The 20,242-nt window shown below is 38.9% G+C and carries 16 protein-coding genes; 13 read left to right on the top strand and 3 right to left on the bottom strand.

Annotation, left to right across the window (positions count from 1 at the left end):
* Window positions 1-316 precede the first annotated feature (316 nt).
* The 5 genes from C9J29_RS02980 (at window position 317) to C9J29_RS02960 (ending at window position 4,739) form a co-directional block, all read left to right on the top strand.
* Complete coding sequence (locus C9J29_RS02980; protein WP_008178792.1) at window positions 317-949, top strand: hypothetical protein; 633 nt, start codon at window positions 317-319, stop codon at window positions 947-949.
* Between the two features lie 2 nt (window positions 950-951).
* Window positions 952-1,539: a redoxin domain-containing protein gene (locus C9J29_RS02975; protein ID WP_008178790.1), complete on the top strand. Its 588-nt coding sequence runs from the start codon at window positions 952-954 to the stop codon at window positions 1,537-1,539.
* 233 nt (window positions 1,540-1,772) lie between these two features.
* Window positions 1,773-3,215 carry a S41 family peptidase gene (locus C9J29_RS02970; RefSeq protein WP_008178788.1) on the top strand — a complete coding sequence of 481 codons (1,443 nt, stop codon included), beginning with the start codon at window positions 1,773-1,775 and terminating at the stop codon, window positions 3,213-3,215.
* 121 nt (window positions 3,216-3,336) lie between these two features.
* Window positions 3,337-4,518 (top strand): PDZ domain-containing protein, encoded by a 1,182-nt coding sequence (locus C9J29_RS02965; RefSeq protein ID WP_008178787.1) that lies wholly within the window; start codon window positions 3,337-3,339, stop codon window positions 4,516-4,518.
* On the top strand, window positions 4,518-4,739 hold the full coding sequence (locus tag C9J29_RS02960; RefSeq protein ID WP_008178785.1) for a DUF2198 family protein: 222 nt from the start codon (window positions 4,518-4,520) through the stop codon (window positions 4,737-4,739). Before C9J29_RS02965 ends, C9J29_RS02960 begins: the two co-directional genes overlap by 1 nt.
* A gap of 31 nt (window positions 4,740-4,770) precedes the next feature.
* Here the strand turns inward: C9J29_RS02960 and C9J29_RS02955 are convergent, their stop codons facing one another.
* Both C9J29_RS02955 and C9J29_RS02950 read right to left on the bottom strand, forming a co-directional pair.
* A complete protein-coding gene (locus C9J29_RS02955) occupies window positions 4,771-5,097 on the bottom strand; it encodes an AzlD domain-containing protein (protein WP_008178784.1) in 327 nt (108 codons plus the stop codon).
* Entirely contained in the window at window positions 5,094-5,828 is a 735-nt protein-coding gene (locus C9J29_RS02950) for an AzlC family ABC transporter permease (RefSeq protein WP_008178782.1), read from the bottom strand. Before C9J29_RS02950 ends, C9J29_RS02955 begins: the two co-directional genes overlap by 4 nt.
* Before the next feature lie 125 nt (window positions 5,829-5,953).
* On the opposite strand from C9J29_RS02950, the gene C9J29_RS02945 reads away from it, so the two are divergent.
* From C9J29_RS02945 to C9J29_RS02910, 8 genes are all read left to right on the top strand, one after another.
* Window positions 5,954-6,505, top strand: coding sequence for a helix-turn-helix domain-containing protein (locus C9J29_RS02945; RefSeq protein ID WP_089986729.1), 552 nt, complete (start codon window positions 5,954-5,956; stop codon window positions 6,503-6,505).
* Between the two features lie 11 nt (window positions 6,506-6,516).
* On the top strand, window positions 6,517-7,155 hold the full coding sequence (locus tag C9J29_RS02940) for a TVP38/TMEM64 family protein (protein WP_008178779.1): 639 nt from the start codon (window positions 6,517-6,519) through the stop codon (window positions 7,153-7,155).
* A 278-nt stretch (window positions 7,156-7,433) separates the two neighbouring features.
* Entirely contained in the window at window positions 7,434-10,943 is a 3,510-nt protein-coding gene (addB, locus tag C9J29_RS02935) for a helicase-exonuclease AddAB subunit AddB (RefSeq protein ID WP_107921575.1), read from the top strand.
* A gap of 1 nt (window position 10,944) precedes the next feature.
* The gene (gene addA, locus C9J29_RS02930) at window positions 10,945-14,661 is read left to right on the top strand and encodes a helicase-exonuclease AddAB subunit AddA (protein WP_107921574.1); all 3,717 of its coding nucleotides are present in this window, start codon (window positions 10,945-10,947) and stop codon (window positions 14,659-14,661) included.
* Window positions 14,662-14,744: 83 nt separating this feature from the next.
* Window positions 14,745-15,908 carry a DUF418 domain-containing protein gene (locus tag C9J29_RS02925; protein ID WP_107921573.1) on the top strand — a complete coding sequence of 388 codons (1,164 nt, stop codon included), beginning with the start codon at window positions 14,745-14,747 and terminating at the stop codon, window positions 15,906-15,908.
* A 127-nt stretch (window positions 15,909-16,035) separates the two neighbouring features.
* Window positions 16,036-16,938, top strand: coding sequence for a fumarylacetoacetate hydrolase family protein (locus C9J29_RS02920; protein WP_025116790.1), 903 nt, complete (start codon window positions 16,036-16,038; stop codon window positions 16,936-16,938).
* Window positions 16,939-17,124: 186 nt separating this feature from the next.
* Window positions 17,125-17,493 (top strand): YisL family protein, encoded by a 369-nt coding sequence (locus tag C9J29_RS02915; RefSeq protein ID WP_012292941.1) that lies wholly within the window; start codon window positions 17,125-17,127, stop codon window positions 17,491-17,493.
* Window positions 17,494-17,692: 199 nt separating this feature from the next.
* Entirely contained in the window at window positions 17,693-19,159 is a 1,467-nt protein-coding gene (locus C9J29_RS02910; protein WP_089986725.1) for an alpha-amylase family glycosyl hydrolase, read from the top strand.
* Window positions 19,160-19,260: 101 nt separating this feature from the next.
* On the opposite strand, the gene C9J29_RS02905 is transcribed toward C9J29_RS02910, so the two are convergent.
* Window positions 19,261-20,118 carry a DegV family protein gene (locus tag C9J29_RS02905; RefSeq protein WP_069480125.1) on the bottom strand — a complete coding sequence of 286 codons (858 nt, stop codon included), beginning with the start codon at window positions 20,116-20,118 and terminating at the stop codon, window positions 19,261-19,263.
* Window positions 20,119-20,242 lie beyond the last annotated feature (124 nt).

The following is a 20,242-nucleotide window of genomic DNA, read 5'->3' as shown; positions in this document are numbered from 1 at the left end:
GCTATACATTAGAGCAATCTAGTGTGTAGCTTTTTTTTGTCCTTCAGCATTATGAAGGACCTAAATATGTTTAGTGCTCCAACGAAAAAATTGAATTACTAGCTAACCATAACTATTTGGGTAAACAGCAATATTGTTAGGACGTGGAACTAGCGAAGCTCCTCCCTTTTCCTATGATCAGATTCTATTTAATGTTATGATGAATATATACGTAGTGGGGTATATTTCTTAAGATTTTCTGAACACAGTGTGAAATTGGCTTATGTTGAAAAGTTCTATGCTATGCTGTATGTATCTTTCGGAGGTGGATTAGAGAGTGATCAATACAAATTGGTACTCCATCCGAGCACTAACTTTACCAGCAACTGCAATTGCTCTACTTATTACATTTTTCATAGTTTGGCTTATTCTGCGCTTACAATTTTCAAAAAAGTGGTCTGAGGCATATAGTGATGCAGCCTTTACATTTATACTTGTGTGGAAGTTTAGCTTGCTTGTCACTGACTTTAAATCAGTGGTGGCGCAGCCTATCTCATTACTTTATTTCAATGGAGGTACAGTTGGTGTTTTTCTTGGCGTCATCGCTGCATCTTTGCAAGTATGGCGGAAGCGACATAATCTCTCGTTACAAGGCCATCGTATAATGGCGTATAGCTGGGCGATCATCTTAACTCAATCCATTTATCAATGGCTTGTAGTGCTGTTCAACGACAACTCTACAACGAGTGAAGTTACTACATTAATGGTACTAAGTGTATTGACCGTCTTCATACTATGGAAAATGCAGGGAGGAGTAAAACGAGGCTTAATACTGTATACAGTTGGTCTAATCATTGTTGCCTTCTTCCAGCCACTTGGTATAGGGCAAACGGCTGTAGGTATGAGTTTATTATTGCTTTGTCTTGGTATAGTTTTAGAACAAGAAGAACGAATCAAATTGGGAGGGTAAGAATGAAAAAAAATATTGGACTACTGATTGTCGTGCTTTTAGTAGTTGCGATGATTGGTACATATGTTAGACAGCAAATTAATGAAGACAGAGCGATTGAAAAATCTGCTCTTGGCAAGGATATAGGGGAGCGAGAAATTGGTTTAGGAAATGGAGATACACCGCCTGATTTTACATTAACAAGCTTAGATGGGGAAGATATCACATTAAGTGATCTTCGTGGAAAGAAGGTTGTATTAAATTTCTGGGCGACATGGTGTCCACCATGTAAGGCAGAAATGCCCCATATGCAAAGTTTCTATGATAAATATGGCAAAGAAAAAAATGTAGAAATCGTAGCAGTCAATTTAACATCTGCTGAGCGTGATGTGACAGCGGATGCGAAAGTGGATACGGTGATGACTTTTAGAGATAGCTTTGAGCTAACATTCCCAATTTTGTTGGATCCTGAAAATTCAGCAGGCTCAGACTACCAAATTATCACCATTCCGACAACTTATTTTATTGATTCAAACGGCTATATTCAACGTGCCATTAAAGGACCAATGGACGTGGATATGTTAAAAGAATATGTAGATGCATTAGATTAATTCATAAAAAATCTGTTCAGTTTCTATAGTAGAAACGAGCAGATTTTTTTATTTTACGGTGACACCGTGATGAGGAATCTCATCATGCATAGAAGTTTTTTACATTTCTACAGAGTAATGCCGATTGCTCACAAAGTGATAGAAAGTATCTCCTCAAATCATAATTTTGAAAACTAATCTTGTATGTTTGAAAAAATAGTGTCATACAGTAAAAGAGACGGAGGAGGGAAGATTTGCGCAAATTAACGGCCGGTGTCGGTGTCCTACTTAGTAGTTTAGTGGTAGGCAGTGGTATTTACTTTGATTGGTTTAATATTGGTGATAAAAAGGAGCCTGTTACGGAGGTTGACACAATTGGTGAGGCCATAACCCTCATTGAAGAAAAATCAGTATACAGTACAAAAAAGGATGCTTTGGTGGAAGGAGCCCTTCGTGGTATGGCAGATGCCATTAAGGACCCTTACAGCACTTATTATTCCAAGGAAGAGGCTGAGCAACATCGACAAATGCTAGCTGAAGAAAGAGTAGGTATTGGGATTGAACTCTCAGAAAATAAAGGGAAATTTATCGTAGTTTCCCCTGTTCGTTCATCACCAGCAGAGAAGGCTGGAATGCGTTCACTCGATGAAATTGTACAAGTTGATGGTATTCGTGTAGATGGTAAAACGATGAGCGAATTGATGCATTTAATTCAAGGGGAGAAGGGGACGAAGGTTACCATTGTTGTTTACCGTCCAAGTGAGGATAAGCATATTAAGATGACAATGGAGCGGGCTGCGATCTCTAACAAGACTGTCTCAAGTGAAGTTGTAAAAGTAGAGGATACAGCAATTGGCTATGTTTCGATTTCACTGTTTGGTGAGAAGACGGCAAATGAATGGGTTGCTGAAACAAGTAAATTACTTCGGAAAGATGTTGAAGGAATTGTTATTGATGTTCGTGATAATCCAGGGGGGTATTTACATAGCGTCGCAGCGCTACTAAGCACAGTATTAGATAGTGGCAAGGTATTTGCATATATGCAAAATGCTGAAGGTGCTATGGAACCATTAAAAACACAAACAAAAGGTATCGATGAAAAATATTTAGAAAAAATGAACAAAATTCCGATTGTTGTTTTACAAAATCAAGGAAGTGCGTCTGCAAGTGAAGTATTGAGCGGAGCCTTAAAAAGCTGGGGGCGTGCTTCTCTTGTTGGGGTGAAGAGCTTTGGGAAAGGAACTGTACAGGAATCCTGGGAGCTTTCGAATGGCGGAGAGCTTAAATTATCCACGAATAAATGGCTAACACCAAAACGTGAATGGATTCATGGGCAAGGCATTGAGGCAAGCTTAGTAATTGAGCAAAATGAATTATTCGCTTTTCAACTACATCCTCTGACAGGGAAGTTTAAAGTGGGCGATATGAGCGAGGAAATTTCTTATTCTCAAAATGCCTTGCAGAAACTTGGCTATCAGATTGATCGCTTAGATGGTTATATGGATGATACAACGGCTGAAGCGGTTAACCTTTATCGAAAACAGAAAAAATTAAAACTAGCAGAAGATGAATTTTATATGGATACGACCTTCTTTAATAGCTTGAATGAAACATTAAAAAATTATAAAGTAGACCGTCAAAACGACCAACAATTCCAAATGGCAACTAGTTTTTTACTACACGCAATCGAACAATAAACTCACTAGTAGAACAAAAATACCATAATACAGAGCTTTCTATGAGTTTGTACTACGCAAGAGTGTAGTCGTTTGATACAATAAATTCATAGTATTCAAGATAGAAACGGCGGGTGTTCGTATGGTTAGTGATATATTATTAGAAATTGTAACAGCGATTGGCCGCTTTTTACTCAACCCATTACTGTATGTAGCCATCATATTTGCTATTTTATTAGGTTATCGTCGCGTAAAGCAGGAGCGTAAATATTTTAATAGACGGATTATTTGGGGCTGGACAGAGTTAGTCGGACAATGGAAAGATGGATGGCTTTATGCATTGCTTATTTCGCTAATTAGTGTGGCGGCAGGGCTTACCGTTCCAAAAGTTTTTTTAATCCTTGTAATAGCAGTCTCGGTAGTAGGGCTCGTATTGTATTTCCTAAATGCTTTGTCACCTATTTTAACAATGGGTATAGCAACGCTAGCAATATGGGCTATGTCTTACTACAACTGGTCCTTTACTTGGTGGAACATTTCCCTAGCAGGTGTCGATTTAGAGAATGGGGCTATCGTTACCATTTCTATTCTTGTAGGTCTTTGTGTTATTGCTGAAGGTCTTTTAATTCGACGTGCAGCAATGAAGGTCACAACACCTTGCGTGGAAAAAACAAAACGAGGTATGCAGGCGATTGTCTATCGTTCAAGAAATGTTTGGGTACTGCCTATTTTCTTTGTTATGCCTGGTGATGCGATTTCTGCTGTATTCCCGTACTGGCCACAGTTTACGATAGGGGATACTAGCTTTGCACTGGTCCTTTTCCCACTCGTAATTGGCTTTTCGAAGCTGATAAGAAGGGATTTACCTGCCCTAGTATTTCCTAAAATTGGGCGTTCTGTAGTTATACTTGGACAGCTTATTTTAATAGGGGGGCTGGCTGCATATCTTGAACCAATGATCGGTTATATGACGCTTGGGTTGGGAGCAATTATCCGTATCATCATCTCCATCTATTATGCTCAGCAGGATAAAACAGATCATTATGCGGTAGCACCTAGCACAAAGGGTGCAATTATTGCAGCAGTGTTTCCTGATTCGCCAGCTGAGAAAATGGGCTTACTTGCAGGGGAATGTATTCGGAAAGTAAATGGTGTTTCTATTTTTACAGAAAGTGAATTATACGAGGCATTACAATTGAATGCCGCTCATTGTCGTCTCGAAGTGCTAGATCGAAACAATGAAATTCGTTTAACGCAGCATGTCATTTATAGTAATGATCATTACCGAATTGGATTACTACTTGCTGAGCCGAGGGATATATAATGGACGTTTTTGGGAAAATGATGTTGGCGCTCTTCATACCTGCTTTATTGGTGCTATTGTTCACAAGAATTACGTATAATCGCTATGTTGCTCTATTATTGGCTATTGCGCTTATCGCTGCCTCAGTATATGCAGGATATACATCCCCACCAATTATTTTCGTTATAGATGCATTTTCATTAACGGTGGGCTTTTGGTTAGCAAGTAAAATGAAGAAATAAACAAGGTCAGTCCTCGTGGGGACTGACCTTTTTACATGAAAAATCGCACAGCTGCCATTATGATAACACCTGCAACGACAGTAATAGATAAACTTTTTGTAATGAGCGCAATAATTAGCGTTGGCACGAATGTAATAAAGACTGGCCAATCAAGAGTCACAACTTTGCCACTTTCGGTATCGATTAAATTTTCGATGACAAGAGCACTTAAAATACAAACAGGAATAAAACTAAGCCACTTTAGCACTACATCCGGGAGTGTGACACTGCGTACAAAAATAAACGGAATGACACGTGGTAGCCATGTGACAAGCGCACAGCCAATAATCAGCCATACCATATAAGCGGTTGTTGTCATTTGTCAGTCACCACCCCAATAGTTGCTACGATCACCGTTGCTAGCAAAACAGCCACATGTGAAGGTACTATATAAGAAAGACCATACATAATAACAGCCATATAGCCGATTAACTTAATATAATGCATGATTTTACTTTTGCCGACACTACTCAATTGTAAAACTAAAAGAGCGACAAACATAGCGACTAAGGCGAAATCTAGTCCCCATTGTTCAGGATTTGCCACCCATTGCCCTAAGAAGGCACCCGTGACACAAGATAAAATCCAAAAAATATACGCTGTTAAGTTAAGCCCATCCATCCATTTACCGTATAATTTACCGGTTTGCATTTGCTTGGTCACAGCCACCCCAAAGGTTTCATCTGTTAATAAAGTACCGAAGCCTACATTTCTAAGCATGGAATAATGCGTAAAATGAGGGGCTAATGTTAAACTCATTAATAAATGGCGTAAATTGACGACAAAAATGGTTACAATGATAGCAGAAGCAGGACTACTTGTTAAAAGTAGTGCACAAAAAATAAATTGTGCAGAGCCTGCGTAAATCAATATGGTTAAAAGGGCGATTTCCAGTACTGATAGTCCTGAAGCGGAACCTACAACACCGAATGCAAGTCCTATACTAATATAACCGAGTAAGGTAGGTACACAATCCTTCACGCCCTGTATAAAGCTATCGTTGGGAGAGTTTGTTGCCGGATCATGATGAAGCTCTGTTGTACTTGTCATAAATAGGTCATCCTTTCTTAAAAATTTCCATGTATACTGTTGATGGAATAGTTTGATAGTTCTTGATGTTTATTAAAGTATACATATGTCTGATAAAATAAACAATAGAAAATTGGTGATTAAAAATGGAACAAATGAGCAGAAATTTAGCCTTTCAATTAAAGAAAATTAGACAACAACGTCATTTAAGCTTAGATGATGTTGCCAAAGCAACGGGCGTTAGTAAAGCGCAACTCGCTCAAATAGAAAAGGGAGAAGCGAATCCTACTGTATCAACCATTTGGAAAATAGCTGCTGGAATGCGTATTTCATTTTCTTCTTTATTACAGCCGCCAACAGCTCATTTCATGCGTTACAGCGGTAAGGATATCCCACATGTTGATGAGGATGAGGGACGCTATCGTGTCTATTCGATTATTCCGTATAATCCTGAACGAGGTTGGGAATTCTACAAGGTTGAAATGGAGCCTGGAGCCATTAGTAGGAGTGAAGCCCACACAGAAGGGGTAGAGGAAACTGTCATGATTATCAAAGGACAAGCTGCTATTTCTGCTGGAGATATGCATGAATTACTGGATGAAGGGGATACACTAGTATTCTCGGGGCATCAACCCCATGAATATCGAAATACATCTGAAGGGTTAACAATTTTTCATTTAATTTTACAGTATAAATAGAGGTGTCGATAGTGAAAGAATGGTTTACAGTAGAAAATATTGAACTTGTTGCGGCGCAGTATCGAACACTTGGCCCCGTCATTGGTTTACTGCTACCTTTTCTAGAAGCGTTTTTACCATTCCTACCATTAGTGGTGTTCGTTGTAGCTAATGCAAGTGCATTTGGTTTATGGCTTGGATTTTTATTATCTTGGTTGGGTTCTGCGGCTGGATCATACGTGGTATTTTTGCTTGTTCGACATTTTGGTAAACATCCAAGGTTGCGATTTATAACTGGCAGTAAAAAAGTACAGAAACTTATTAAATGGGTGGATATGAATGGCATAAGCCCTCTTTTTGTCCTCCTATGTTTCCCTTTTACCCCTTCTGTCATTGTGAACATTGTGGCGGGTTTATCCCATATTCATAAAAAATTTTACTTAGTCGTTTTACTAGCAGGAAAATTCGTGATGATTTTAGGTATGAGTGTATTGGGATATGATTTAAAATCGTTACTAACAAGCCCTGTGAAATTAATAATTGCGGCAGTTGCGATTGTTATTTTATGGTTTATTGGTAAACTAATTGAGAAGCGTTTGAATGCTCGTGTAGAAAGAGATTTAAAACAAGCGCGAAATTTGACGAAAAAACAGGATCACCATGCAAGATAAAATAGTTGTAGCCTCTTTGATTTGTTGAAGAGGCTGTTTTTTTGTGAAATGAATCATTGGTTTTTATTGTCTATCGAAGGTTGATAGATAGTATTTGCTAGTTATTTTCGATAGAATTTAAGCTAGAGGATCACTGATGTTTATAGCGTCACTCTGACAATGGAATCAGGTTAAGTGATAGAAACGATAAAAAATAATCTATATATAAATGTTAGTGAATGGATGCTAACGTGCAATCAAAATAGTTAGACAGTAATTTATAGAGGAGGGGAAACGAAATGACATTGCGAATTGTTTCGGGACGCTCGGGAACAGGGAAATCCGTATTTATTCATCAAGAAATTGTTGAACAGCTAAAGACTGATCCACTCGGTCAACCTATTTTTGTCATTGTTCCTGACCAGATGTCTTATTCTACGGAATATGAGCTAACGAATAAGCATGGTTTGCAGGGCTTGATTCGTGCGCAAGTGATGACGTTTAAGCGTTTAGCATGGCTCGTTTTACAGGAGACAGGTGGTATTGCTCGTAAAGAAGTGAATGGCTATGGTTATCGAATGCTGATTCGTAAACTTTTGGAGGAACAAAAAAGTGAGTTCTCCTTATTTAGACAAGCTGCTGGAAAACGTGGTTTTACGGAGGAAATTGAAACACTTTTAAAGGAATTTAGTCGATATAGTGTCAATAGCTCTGTTTTAGCTGAAGTAACAGAATCCTTAAAGGCGATTGACGCGCCAAATACCTTACAAGCCAAAACGAATGATTTACATGTTGTTTTGCAGGCATTAGAAGAACGACTTGGTACGACATATGTCGATAGTGAGGGCTATTATCCGATATTAACGGAGCAATTGAAGTATGCTGAAACAATGAAGCAAGCAACTATTTATATTGATGGATTCACAGCCTTCACAGTGCGAGAGTTAGAGCTGGTACGAGAATTGCTTAAGGTAACTAAACAGGTAACCGTCGTTCTCCCGTTTGATCATATAGACGAAGCTTTTGATGAACAGGCTCTTTTTCATGAAGCGGCGTTAACGAATCAACGACTACATGATATTGCAAATGAAGAGGGCATAGACGTCGAGGCACCTTTACATTTTTATTATACTCAAAGATTTCAATCTGAAGATTTACAACATGTGGAAGCGAATTTTGGTAATATGGTGCCACAAACGAAAAAAACTTCTGGAGATGTAATGGTGTTTGAAGCATCGAATCGTCGAGCGGAGGTTCACGCGATTGCCCGGGAAATAACAAAGTTAACAAGAGAAGATGGCTATCGTTATCAAGATATTGTCCTTTTATATCGACAAGCAGAACTTTATGACCCATTGATTACAAGTATTTTTCAACAATATGAAATTCCTATTTTTACAAATACTAAAAAAACAATGCTCCATCATCCTCTGATTGAGCTTAGTCGTTCGGCATTAGAAATCATGACGTCTAATTGGAAGTATGAACCCGTATTTCGAAGTGTAAAAACAGATTTGTTTTTCCCCTTACAAGCAGAGCTAACTATTTGGCGTGAGCGAGCTGATCGATTGGAAAACTATTGCTTAGCGCAAGGAATCTATGGTGAACGTTGGTTTGAAGAGGCTCGATGGTTTTATAAAAAGTATCGTGGGCTTGAGTTCCATTCACGTGTACAAACAGATGAGGAACGTGCAATGCAAGCAGAAATTGAGGCAATTCGTGACGAAATTCGTCAGCCTTTAAAGGAGTTTCAAGACAAACTGAGTATTGCGCCAACGGGTAAGGATGTTGCCACTGCTTTATTTGAGCTAGTAGAGTCATTACAAGTATATAAGAAGCTTCAAGCTATGAAGGATCGTGAGCTTGAGCGAGGGGATGCACTCGCAGCGAGTGAACATGAGCAAGCCTGGAATGAATGGATCAATGTATTGGATCAATTTGTCTATATGTTTGGCGAGCAGAAGATGTCAGTGGAGGAAGCGGCTAAAATTCTTGATGAAGGCTTTGATACATTAGAATTTTCTCGCATTCCACCAACATTAGATGAGGTTATGGTAGCGACGGTTGATTTAGCTCGTTTATCCAATATTAAAGCAGCCTTCGTTTTAGGAATGAATGATGGTGTATATCCAACTCGAATGGAATATGAAGGTTTATTGTCAGATACAGAGCGTGAATGGTTTGGTCAAATTGGTTATGAGCTTGCACCAACCTCCTCTAACCGTTTATTACAGGAGAATTTCTTATTTTATCGTGCTGCCACAACACCGTCAGATAAGCTTTATTTGACGTATCCTACAGCAGATGAAGAAGGAAAGGCACTGTTATCGTCTCTTTATATAAAAAAATTCATCGGAAATGATCAAACAGCTGGTCTGTTAAGTGGGATTCAGGCGGAGCGGGTTGTAATGGATCCAATAGAATTATTAGATGGAAATGCTTTACCGTATTTACGCCATCCACGAACTGCATTAGCCCATTTAATGGTGCAACTACGTCAGGCAGAGCATAGCCGTGAACTGGCACCTGAATGGCTGGCGCTACAAAAATTTTATCAGCAGGACCCTTACTGGGCACTTATCTTTGATCGAGTACATTATCCGATTACTCATAAAAATGAAGCACAGCCATTGGAAACCTATATAACTCAAGAGCTATATGGGAAAAAACTTACATCTAGTGTATCTCGAATAGAGAAATATTTTAGATGTCCATTTTCTCATTTCACAACGTATGGTCTACGTTTAGAGGAACGTGCGGAGTACCGATTAGAAACCTTTGCAATGGGTGATCTATTCCATGAGGCATTAAAGTGGATAACAGAGGAAACTCACCGACTGCAGCTATCTTGGATTCGTTTAACAAAACAGCAAATTAAACAGTTGGCACGTCAAGCAGTAGAGCAAATTGTTCCTGTCTTCTCCCATCAAATTTTATTATCTAGTGCGCGTTATCGCTATATTCAGCGGAAGCTTATTCGAATTGTGGAGCGCACGATGATGGCATTGACACAGCATGCGAATGTGTCTCACTTTAAGCCAATTGCGATAGAGGCATCATTTGGCCCAGGACAACATGAACAGCTTCCACCTCTTGAGATTGATTTGACTAGTGGTAAAAAAATGTTTATGCGAGGTCGTATTGATCGTATCGATAGTGCCTCGATAGATGACCGTTCTTATTTACGGATTGTTGATTATAAATCATCAGCTCGAGATTTAGATTTAAATGAGGTTTATTATGGATTGTCTTTACAGGTACTTACTTATTTAGATGTGGCAATAGAAAATAGTTCCTATTGGCTTCCAGGGAAAACGGAGCCAGCTGGGGTACTGTATGTTCATGTCCATAATCCTATGTTAAAACTAGATAAGGATATGACGGATAGTGAAATAGAAGAGGACCGGTTAAAGCAATATAAAATGAAGGGTCTGCTGTCTGAGAATGCTGAGTCCATTTTATCGATGGACGAGCAGTTAGAGGAAAGTAGTGGACACTCAAAAATTATCCCTGTTTATATGAAAAAAGATGGAACACCTTCTGAATCGCAATCACGCATTGTGCCTGTAAATGATATGAAAAGACTCCAGCATTTCGTACGTCGTAAGCATCAGGAGGCAGGGAATGGGATTTTGTCTGGTGATACTGCCATCAGCCCGTATAAATTAAAATCCAAAACGGCCTGTGACTATTGTCAATTTGCCGCGGTTTGCCAATTTGATCCATCCGATGGTAAACAAAACTATCGTCAGTTGATGCAAGCGAAACCAAATGAAATTGTTGATAAAATTCGGAAGGAGATAGAGTAGCATGGTCCAAACAATTCCTATAAAGCCAGCGAATGTCTCTTGGACAGACGATCAGTGGAAGGCCATTTACGCTAGTGGGCAAGATACACTTGTGTCGGCTGCGGCGGGGTCCGGGAAAACAGCGGTACTGATTAATCGTATGATTGAAAAAGTTATTGCTACTGACAATCCCATTAATGTAGATGAGCTACTGGTGGTGACCTTTACGAATGCTTCAGCAGCTGAAATGCGCCATCGAATGTCAGAAGCTCTAGAAAAGGCTATAGTAGAAAATCCAACTTCCAATCATTTAAGAAGACAACTGAGTCTTATTAATAAGGCGCAAATATCAACATTGCATTCTTTTTGTTTAGCGATTGTTAAACAATATGCTTATATGCTCGACATCGATCCTGGATTTCGTATTGCTAATGAAGCAGAGGTAGCTTTATTAAGAGATGATATAGTGGCGGATGTTCTAGAAGGAGCCTATGATTCTGAAGAAGAGACACAGGTACAAGCTATTTATCGACTTGTGGATAGCTTTACGTCGGATCGAGATGATCAAGCGATTGAAACGCTGATTAGTAAGCTTTACGATACTTCTCGTGTACACGCAGAGCCTCAAAGATGGCTAAGGAGTTTACCAAAAGCTTATGAATTAGCAGAGGAAGTGACGATTGATGATTTAGAGCTATCTCACTATGTTAAATTGACTGTTCGACATAGTTTGGAGGAAGCCTTCGTCCTAATTTCAGAAATGCGAGCAATCACCCTCCAACCCGATGGACCTGCCCCCTATGCTGAAACGGCAGAAATTGATTTTGCTATGATTCAGGAAGGGATTCGAATAAGTCAGGAAGGTACATGGCAGGAACTCTTTGATTATTTTGCGACCGTTAAATGGTCTACATTAAAACGAGTATCCAAGGATGCTTTAGTAGACGTGGAGCTACAGGAGCTTGCAAAGAAAAAGCGAGAAGCAGCGAAAAAAATTATGAATAAAATGAAAGAAACCTATTTTATTCGCACCCCCGCACGATTGCTAGAAGAAATACGCTTAATGGCGCCAATTATTGGCACATTAGTGGAATTGACGACGATTTTTAGTGAGCAATTCCGACTTGCCAAATTAGAGCGGGGTATTATTGATTTTTCAGATTTAGAACATTATGCACTGCAAATTTTAACAGTCGAGATCGATGGAGAGCTACAGCCATCTCCCATAGCACTTGATTTGAAAAAACGTTTTAAAGAAGTACTTGTGGATGAATACCAGGATACAAATATGCTACAGGAAACGATCTTACAACTTGTCAAGTCAGGGGAAGAACAGGATGGTAATCTGTTTATGGTGGGAGACGTCAAACAAAGTATTTATCGTTTCCGCTTAGCTGAACCTAAGCTCTTTATGAGGAAGTATAGTGAGTTCTTGGAAACGCCTGAGGTAACGGGCATGCGTATTGATTTAAATGCTAACTTTCGTAGTCGTAAAGAGGTATTGAACGCGACGAACTATATTTTTGCACAAATTATGGGTGAGCGTGTTGGCGAAATTCTTTATGATGACAATGCGTCATTAAAGCCCGCAGCGCCCTATGATGAAAAAGAAGTACCTGTTGAGCTTGTCGTAATGCACCCTCCACAGGATGAGGAAGTGGTAGACGAGCAAGAGGATAAGACGGAAGAAGCGACTGAGCTAGAGGAATTAAAAAAGTCACAATATGAAGCACGTTTTATTATTGATCGTATTCGACAAATGATGGAAGATGGAACAACTGTTTATGATACGAAATCACTGACAGAAAGGCCGTTGAAGTATAGTGATATTGTTATTTTAATGCGTTCTATGACATGGTCGACAGATTTAGTGGAGGAATTTAAGCTAGCAGGTATTCCACTCTATGCAGAGTCGTCCAAAGGCTATTTTGATGCACTGGAAGTCATGATTATGTTAAATGTCCTAAAGGTAGTAGATAACCCTTATCAGGACATCCCGTTAGCTTCCGTACTGCGTGCACCGTTTGTTGGCTTAACAGAAAATGAATTAGCTAAAATCCGCTTAGCTGATTCAAAGGTACCTTTCTATGATGCGCTACGACAATTTATCCGAAGTGAAGGACAAGAGATACAGACAACTACGTTTGAAAAACTTCAACGCTTTATGCTAGCTTTTGAAAATTGGCGAGATTTAGCACGTCGTGGGTCACTATCAGATTTAATTTGGAAAATTTATTTAGATACACATTATTATGAAATGGTTGGCGCAATGCCTAACGGTAAGCAGCGTCAGGCTAATTTACGAATTTTACATGATCGTGCATTAATGTATGAGCAAACAGCCTTTCGAGGTCTTTTCCGCTTTTTACGCTTTATTGATCGGATGCGTACACGCGGGGATGATTTAGGTACGGCTAAATCAATTGGTGAAAAGGACGATGTAGTACGCCTTGTGACCATTCACTCCTCCAAAGGATTAGAATATCCTGTAGTCTTTGTGGCAGGGATGGGACGTCCGTTTAATAAAATGGATTTTCATAATCCTTATTTATTCGATCAAGATTTTGGACTAGCTGTAAAGGCCATTGACCCAGAAAATCGCATTACTTATACTTCATTACCGTTTTTGGCGCTGAAAGAGAAGAAAGAGCTGGAAATGCGTGCAGAGGAAATGCGTGTCTTATATGTTGCCATGACACGCGCGAAGGAGCGTCTAATTTTAGTGGGTTCCGTGAAAAATTGGGAGAAAACGCGAGACAACTGGCAGGATGCGCAAAATATATCAAGTGATGCCCCACTTCAAGAATATTTGCGGGCAAGAGCTAATAGCTATCTAGACTGGGTTGGTCCAGCCGTGGCAAGGCATGGTGACTTTGCCTCTCAAGCTACCACTTCATATAAGGAATTGGACAGCCCATCCCATTGGTGGATACAGCCGGTTGATACGAGACATTATTCGTATGATATACAGCCATTTGATGATGACATACAACAACTCCTTACAACACAAGAGGACGAGGCGCTTTTATCCGAAATAACGACACGCTTTCAAGCGCAGTATACGTATCAAAAGTCAACAAGAAAACGTTCTAAAACATCGGTTAGTGAAATTAAACGTATAGAAAACTTACAGCGTCAGGAGGAGCCAGAATATTATTTTGCACCTCCAGCTAAGCAGACGTCAGCTTCTATTGCACCACGACCAACATTTTTACAGGATCAACAGCTAACAGGTGCCGAAATAGGAACGGCTGTCCATACAGTGATGCAGCATATTCCACAGTTTGGCTTTGATGATATTGGAGCTGTAAAAGGCTTTGTAGCAGATTTAGTAGCAAAACAGCTACTGACAGAGGCAGAAGGAAAAGTGGTCCCTATAGCGAAAGTTTTTCATTTCTTTCATACCGAAATTGGGCAACGCTTTAAGCAAGCAAGACAGATTCGTAGAGAAATGCCATTTACTATTAGCAGAGTAGATGAAGATGGGGATGCTCAAATCGTCCAAGGGATTATCGACTGTTTGTTTGAGGATGAATATGGCAACTGGGTCTTGCTAGATTATAAGACAGACCGTATTTTGCCTCATTTTGCAAAGGAGCCCGCTCTGACAAAAGAAATAATGGGACGTTATGCTGTTCAGCTTCGTGTTTATAGTGAGGCTATTGAGTCCATTTTACAAATTAAAGTAAGCGATAAAGTGCTGTATTTATTCGATAATGAACAAACTGTACAGGCATAAGTTTTTGTTATGGAAAAGCGGAGGATGCAATTTTTTGCTTGCTCTGCTTCAACCATAGCTGCTATTTAAGAGGAGGCTATTTTGTGGAGTTCAAACCGACAATGTTGCAGGATCGACTAGCAACATTAGATATTTTACGAGGTATTAGTTTAGTAGGCATTTTGCTCGTAAATATGTATACCTTTTATTTGCCAATGCCGCATATTGATTTAGCATCTTGGTTTACAACACCATCCGATATCGTATGGCAAAAAAATTTAGATATTTATGTACAAAGTAGCTTTTACCCACTGTTTGCGATGCTATTTGGATATGGGCTTGCCATGCAGTGGCAAAAAGCACAAAGTCGTGAGCAAAATTTCTATACGCTAGGATTACGTAGACTTTCTGTATTATTTGCCTTTGGTTTCATACATGCCGTGCTAATATGGTGGGGCGATATTTTAATGATGTACGCCTTTTGTGGGATATTTTTAGTGCTTTTACTACGTTTAAGCCCTATTTGGTTATTGGTTAGTGCAGTTATGATTAACGGTTTGATGCAAGTTTTTATGTTATTTGTCATTGGGATTATGCAATTTAATACGAAGGTGGATGACTATTTAGATATTGTATCTGTAGAGAAGGCGATTACAGCTTACGGTACAGGAAACTGGCTAGATGCTTTTATGCAACGCTTAACAGACTTATCGACACAAGCAGGTATAGGAATGTGGTTTGCGGCATTGTTTACTATTTTACCGTATATGTTAATAGGGGCAGCTGCATCAAAATGGCGACTAGTAGAGCGAGCGAAAGAATTAAAATGGCTATGGCTAGCACTTGCGATTACTGGGTTGATTATAGGTATAACGATCAAAAGTTTACCCATTATGTTTACACGGACGTATTTATTTGATTATTTAAAGGTATACATAGGTGGTCCTATCCTTTCAGTGGGTTATGCCGCGGTCATAGTGCTACTTTGCCTGTTACCAATTGTACCTAAGCTACTTAGTCCTTTTGGTAAAATCGGACGGATGTCGTTAACGATGTATATTATGCACTCCATTATCGGCACGTGTTTATTCTATCAATTTGGCTTTGGCTGGTATGGGAAGATAAGTGTAGAAACAGGCGTACTCATTGCCATTGGAATAATTGTTGTGCAAATGATCATCGCCGAAATTTGGTTAACAAAATGGAAGCAAGGTCCTTTAGAGGCTTTATGGCGTAAATTAACGTATAAGGAAAAAGTAGAAATGTGATAATATATTCCGCTTCACATGCATAATCTATGAAGATATAACAACTTATAAAATTATTGTCGCAAAAGTGAGGCAATTTCTATCATATTGTTGTATCATGTAGAAAAAAGAAGGAGCTCTTTCAATCATGAAAATTTTATCATTCAAATTAGGTGGACATGTAAGCTTTGGACCAAAAGTAAAAAAAGAAGAAGCGGTATGGGATGTACTCGCTATTCAAAATGAACTTCAAGTTCTCCCTTCTTTTTCAAGTTCTATTGTAGATGGTATTGCACTAGGCTTTGATTTCGTTGAACAGATTCGTAAATTAGTAGAAGCAGCTGAAAAATCAGATCGTGCTAATAGTTTTAAACGTGAATTTACAGAAATCGAGTGGCTTTCACCCATTCCACGTACACCCAAAAATATTATGTGTATAGGTAAAAATTATAATGAACATGCCAAAGAAATGGGTGCAGAAGCAGCACCAACGGAATTAATGGTATTTACAAAATCGCCAACGGCTATTGCGGCAGATGGACAAACACTTTCCATTCACGCGGACCTTTCATCGAAAATGGATTATGAAGGGGAGCTTGCGATTGTCATTGGAAAACGTGGTAAAAACATTCCGAAAAACTTAGCATATGATTATGTATTTGGTTATACAATTGCCAATGATATAACAGCTCGTGATTTACAAGAGAAGCATAAACAATTCTTCTTAGGTAAAAGCTTGGAGGGCACTTGTCCGCTTGGACCATATCTTGTGACAAAGGATGAAATTCCCAATCCTCAGGACTTAACAGTAGTCACAAAGGTAAACGATGAAGTGCGCCAAAATGGCTCGACGAAGGACATGATGTTCTCAGTTGAAACTTTAGTATCTATCCTATCTCAGCATGTAACACTTGAGCCAGGGGATGTTATTTTAACAGGTACACCAGCTGGAGTTGGAAAAGGCATGAACCCGCCACAATTCTTAAAGGCTGGAGATACGGTAAAAGTATCTATTCAAGGCATCGGTACTTTAGTCAACCATTTTGAATAATAATAGGGAATCCGCGTGAGTCTTTACTCCGCGGATTTTTTTAATACTTACCGTGTAAGTTGTTTTTTAGGGAGTTTCTAAGTCACAAATGGTGTAAATTATGTGAACACTATTGTAATGTTTGAAACCCTTTCCATCGCATGGTAGGATAGAGTTTGATAGAAAAATGAATGAGGTGGGACAAACATGGGTTTTTTAACTAGCCAAACGCATTTGCATATTACTACTTGGGTAGTAGCTATTGTTATCTTTTTAATCGCTGCGCTAATGGGCAAGCAATCAAAAGGCTTACATATGACATTGCGTCTATTTTATGTACTAATTATCATTACAGGTGGGGCATTATTCATTGAAGGCATGAATTACAACATGGGCATGCTTTACGGCTTTAAATTCATAGGCGGTATTCTAGTAATTGGTATGATGGAAATGGTTTTAGTACGCCAAAAGAAAAATAAACCAACTGGCATGTTTTGGATTTTATTTGCAGTATTCTTATTGATTACATTGTTCCTAGGCTTCAAGCTACCAATGGGTCAAAACTTCTTAGCATAATATTTGGTGAAAGTCGTGAAGTATTTGCTTCGCGGCTTTTATTTTATTAAAAACAGCGATCATACTGAAATGGAAGGGAACGGACACCTTTTTGCCGTAATTCCTTCCGCATTTTCGTAAAATCTTTTGAAAAGATAGCGACGTGACAGTGATATTTGGTAAAATGACGATGGATTGGTTTGAAAGAGAGGGAATAACAGTGAAATTCAAGAAGTGGATAAGTGCGACAGCTGCATCACTTTTACTAGCTACTACATTCGTAAGTACTACACCTGTAGCGCATGCGGATGAAAAAGCGACAACATCGATTGCAGAAGAGAGCATCTATGATTTACTCGTTGACCGTTTCTTTAATGGCTCGGGCACAAACGATTTTGATACAAATACGCAAGACCCTTCGAAATTTGCAGGAGGGGATTTTACAGGTTTACAAGATAAATTAAAATTTATCGATGAAATGGGCTATTCGATTGTTTCCATTGGACCTATTTATTCTACAGAGAAATATGATGGATCCATGCTAACAAGCTATTCTACGATTGAACGCCATTTTGGAACTGCAGAAGAATTCCAAAGTGTTGTAGAGGCTTATAAAGCTAAAAATATGTCTATAATGGTGGATTTTCCACTCAATGATGTAAGTCCTAAACATGAATGGGCAAAGGATGCTGCGAAAGCAGACTGGATTGCTTCAACGAATAATGGACAAGTTCAATGGGATTTAACGAATACAGATGTGCAAGAAGCACTTATTCAATCTGCAATCGATTTTGTTTCTACATATGATATTGGTGGAATTCGATTAACTCATATTTCAGATGCTGATACGGATTTTATTAATAAAATGATAGCGGCATTAAAAGAGTCAAAAGCATCTCTTTATGTCATAACAAATGAAGCGAGCGAGGCTGATTTTGATGCAACCTTCTCACCAGCGACAGCAGAAATTTATCGCAATATCTTTAAGAATGTTGATATGGACTCATCTAAATTGACAGAACCGTTTTCAGGCGAAAAGCCGACGCAAATTATGGTGGATTCTTTAGAAACACACCGTTTTACATTCGATTCTGCGAATGAAAACATGTTCCCACCTACACGTTTAAAAATGGCTATGGGTGCTTTATTTATGATGCCAGGAACTCCAGTTGTCCAATATGGTACAGAAATTGCGATGAACGGGGAAGCTAAACCTGATACACATCAACTTTATAACTTTAAAACAGATGAAGAATTAATTGACTATATTAAAAATGTTCAATCCTTACGAAATCAGTCTGCTACTTTACGTAATGGTGATTTTAACATCATTACTAATGAGAATGGTTTACTTGTCTTTACACGTACTTCGGATGAAGAGCAATGGGTAATTATGGTCAATAATACGAGCAAAACCCAGCGAGTGGACTTAACACCTGAACAACTGGGTGAAGGGAAAATGCTAAACGGGATTTTACATGAGGAAAAAGTTCGTATAAATGAAAAGCAAGTGTATCCAGTCATTTTAGACAGAGAAATGGTAGAGATTTATCAGGTTCGCAATGATGAGGGGCTAAACGTGCCGTATATGGTTGCCCTTGGTTTAGTTTGGGTCATCTTTATTGGCTTTGTTGTAATCATCATTAAACGAGGAAAAGTTCGTCGTCAAGAACAAGACGCTTCTTAATATCTACACAAAAAATAGCATGCTAGGAATCATCCTAACATGCTATTTTTGTTTTCATTTACGGATGCTCCAATAGCTCGGCAATTCCAAGCTATCATAGTTTAGCCTTCATAGCTTTTATTCGTGAAGAAAATCGCGATAGTGCCCGGCCCCACATGTGAACCGATGGCTGAGCCAATCATCGTAATTTGAACAGCCTGTGGAGAAAAACGCTCCTGAATGGATGCTTTTGCTTCATTAGCAAAGGCCATATCATCACTATGACTAATACCAACAATTTTATTCGTAAAGTTACCTCCACGCTCCTGCATTAAATCCAGCATACGATTAAGTGCTTTTTTACGACCACGTGATTTTTCTATCGGTACAAGTTTGCCATCTTCTACATTTAAAATAGGTTTAATGCTTAGAAGGCCACCTAAAAAGGCACTCGCTTTTGAGACACGGCCACCTTTAGCGAGGTAGTCCAAATCTTCAACTGTAAATAAATGCTCTATTTGAGGAGCGAAAGCGCTAATTCTAGACGCTACATCTTCAAATGAGGTACCTAAATTTCTAAGCCGAACAGCCTCTTCCACAACAAGACCATGTCCTAGTGATGCACATTTAGAGTCGATAATGACTAACTTCAATGAAGGATATTGTTCTAATACTTGATTACGAATCATTTGAGCAGTACTATATGTGCCGGATAATTCTGATGAAAAGGCAATATAGATACCTTCTTCTTCATTTTTAGCTAAATCTTCAAAGTGCTTCAAAAAAAGCTCTGGCGATACTTGAGATGTTTTGGGTTGGGCACCTTGACGGATTCCATCATAAACCTCTTTGGAATCAATGGAAATGACATCTTCATATTCTTTGTTGTTCAATTGCACTCGTAAAGGGAGTAGCACGACATCATTTTCTTCATAGTAAGACTTTGGTAGATCACATCCACTATCCGTAAAAATCTTCATTCTCTTGTCCCCCTAATTTCAACTTACTTTTTAAAGCCTTTTTAGCTTTATTCAGCCGGTACTCACTTAAATCAACCGGAAGGGGTACCACTGAATAAAGTTAAACTGGTAAAAATGGTATGGT

This window comes from Lysinibacillus fusiformis (genome assembly GCF_003049525.1).
Classification (GTDB): Bacteria; Bacillota; Bacilli; order Bacillales_A; family Planococcaceae; genus Lysinibacillus; species Lysinibacillus fusiformis.
Note: the sequence above shows the minus strand (reverse complement) of the source record. Positions and strands in the feature narration are given on the sequence as shown.

Coding starts and splice junctions, on each gene's coding strand:
- C9J29_RS02975 (WP_008178790.1), top strand. CDS start 952: ATGAAAAAAAATATTGGACTACTGATTGTCGTGCTTTTAGTAGTTGCG.
- C9J29_RS02965 (WP_008178787.1), top strand. CDS start 3,337: ATGGTTAGTGATATATTATTAGAAATTGTAACAGCGATTGGCCGCTTT.
- C9J29_RS02960 (WP_008178785.1), top strand. CDS start 4,518: ATGGACGTTTTTGGGAAAATGATGTTGGCGCTCTTCATACCTGCTTTA.
- C9J29_RS02955 (WP_008178784.1), bottom strand. CDS start 5,097: ATGACAACAACCGCTTATATGGTATGGCTGATTATTGGCTGTGCGCTT.
- C9J29_RS02950 (WP_008178782.1), bottom strand. CDS start 5,828: ATGACAAGTACAACAGAGCTTCATCATGATCCGGCAACAAACTCTCCC.
- C9J29_RS02945 (WP_089986729.1), top strand. CDS start 5,954: ATGGAACAAATGAGCAGAAATTTAGCCTTTCAATTAAAGAAAATTAGA.
- addB (WP_107921575.1), top strand. CDS start 7,434: ATGACATTGCGAATTGTTTCGGGACGCTCGGGAACAGGGAAATCCGTA.
- addA (WP_107921574.1), top strand. CDS start 10,945: ATGGTCCAAACAATTCCTATAAAGCCAGCGAATGTCTCTTGGACAGAC.
- C9J29_RS02920 (WP_025116790.1), top strand. CDS start 16,036: ATGAAAATTTTATCATTCAAATTAGGTGGACATGTAAGCTTTGGACCA.
- C9J29_RS02915 (WP_012292941.1), top strand. CDS start 17,125: ATGGGTTTTTTAACTAGCCAAACGCATTTGCATATTACTACTTGGGTA.
- C9J29_RS02905 (WP_069480125.1), bottom strand. CDS start 20,118: ATGAAGATTTTTACGGATAGTGGATGTGATCTACCAAAGTCTTACTAT.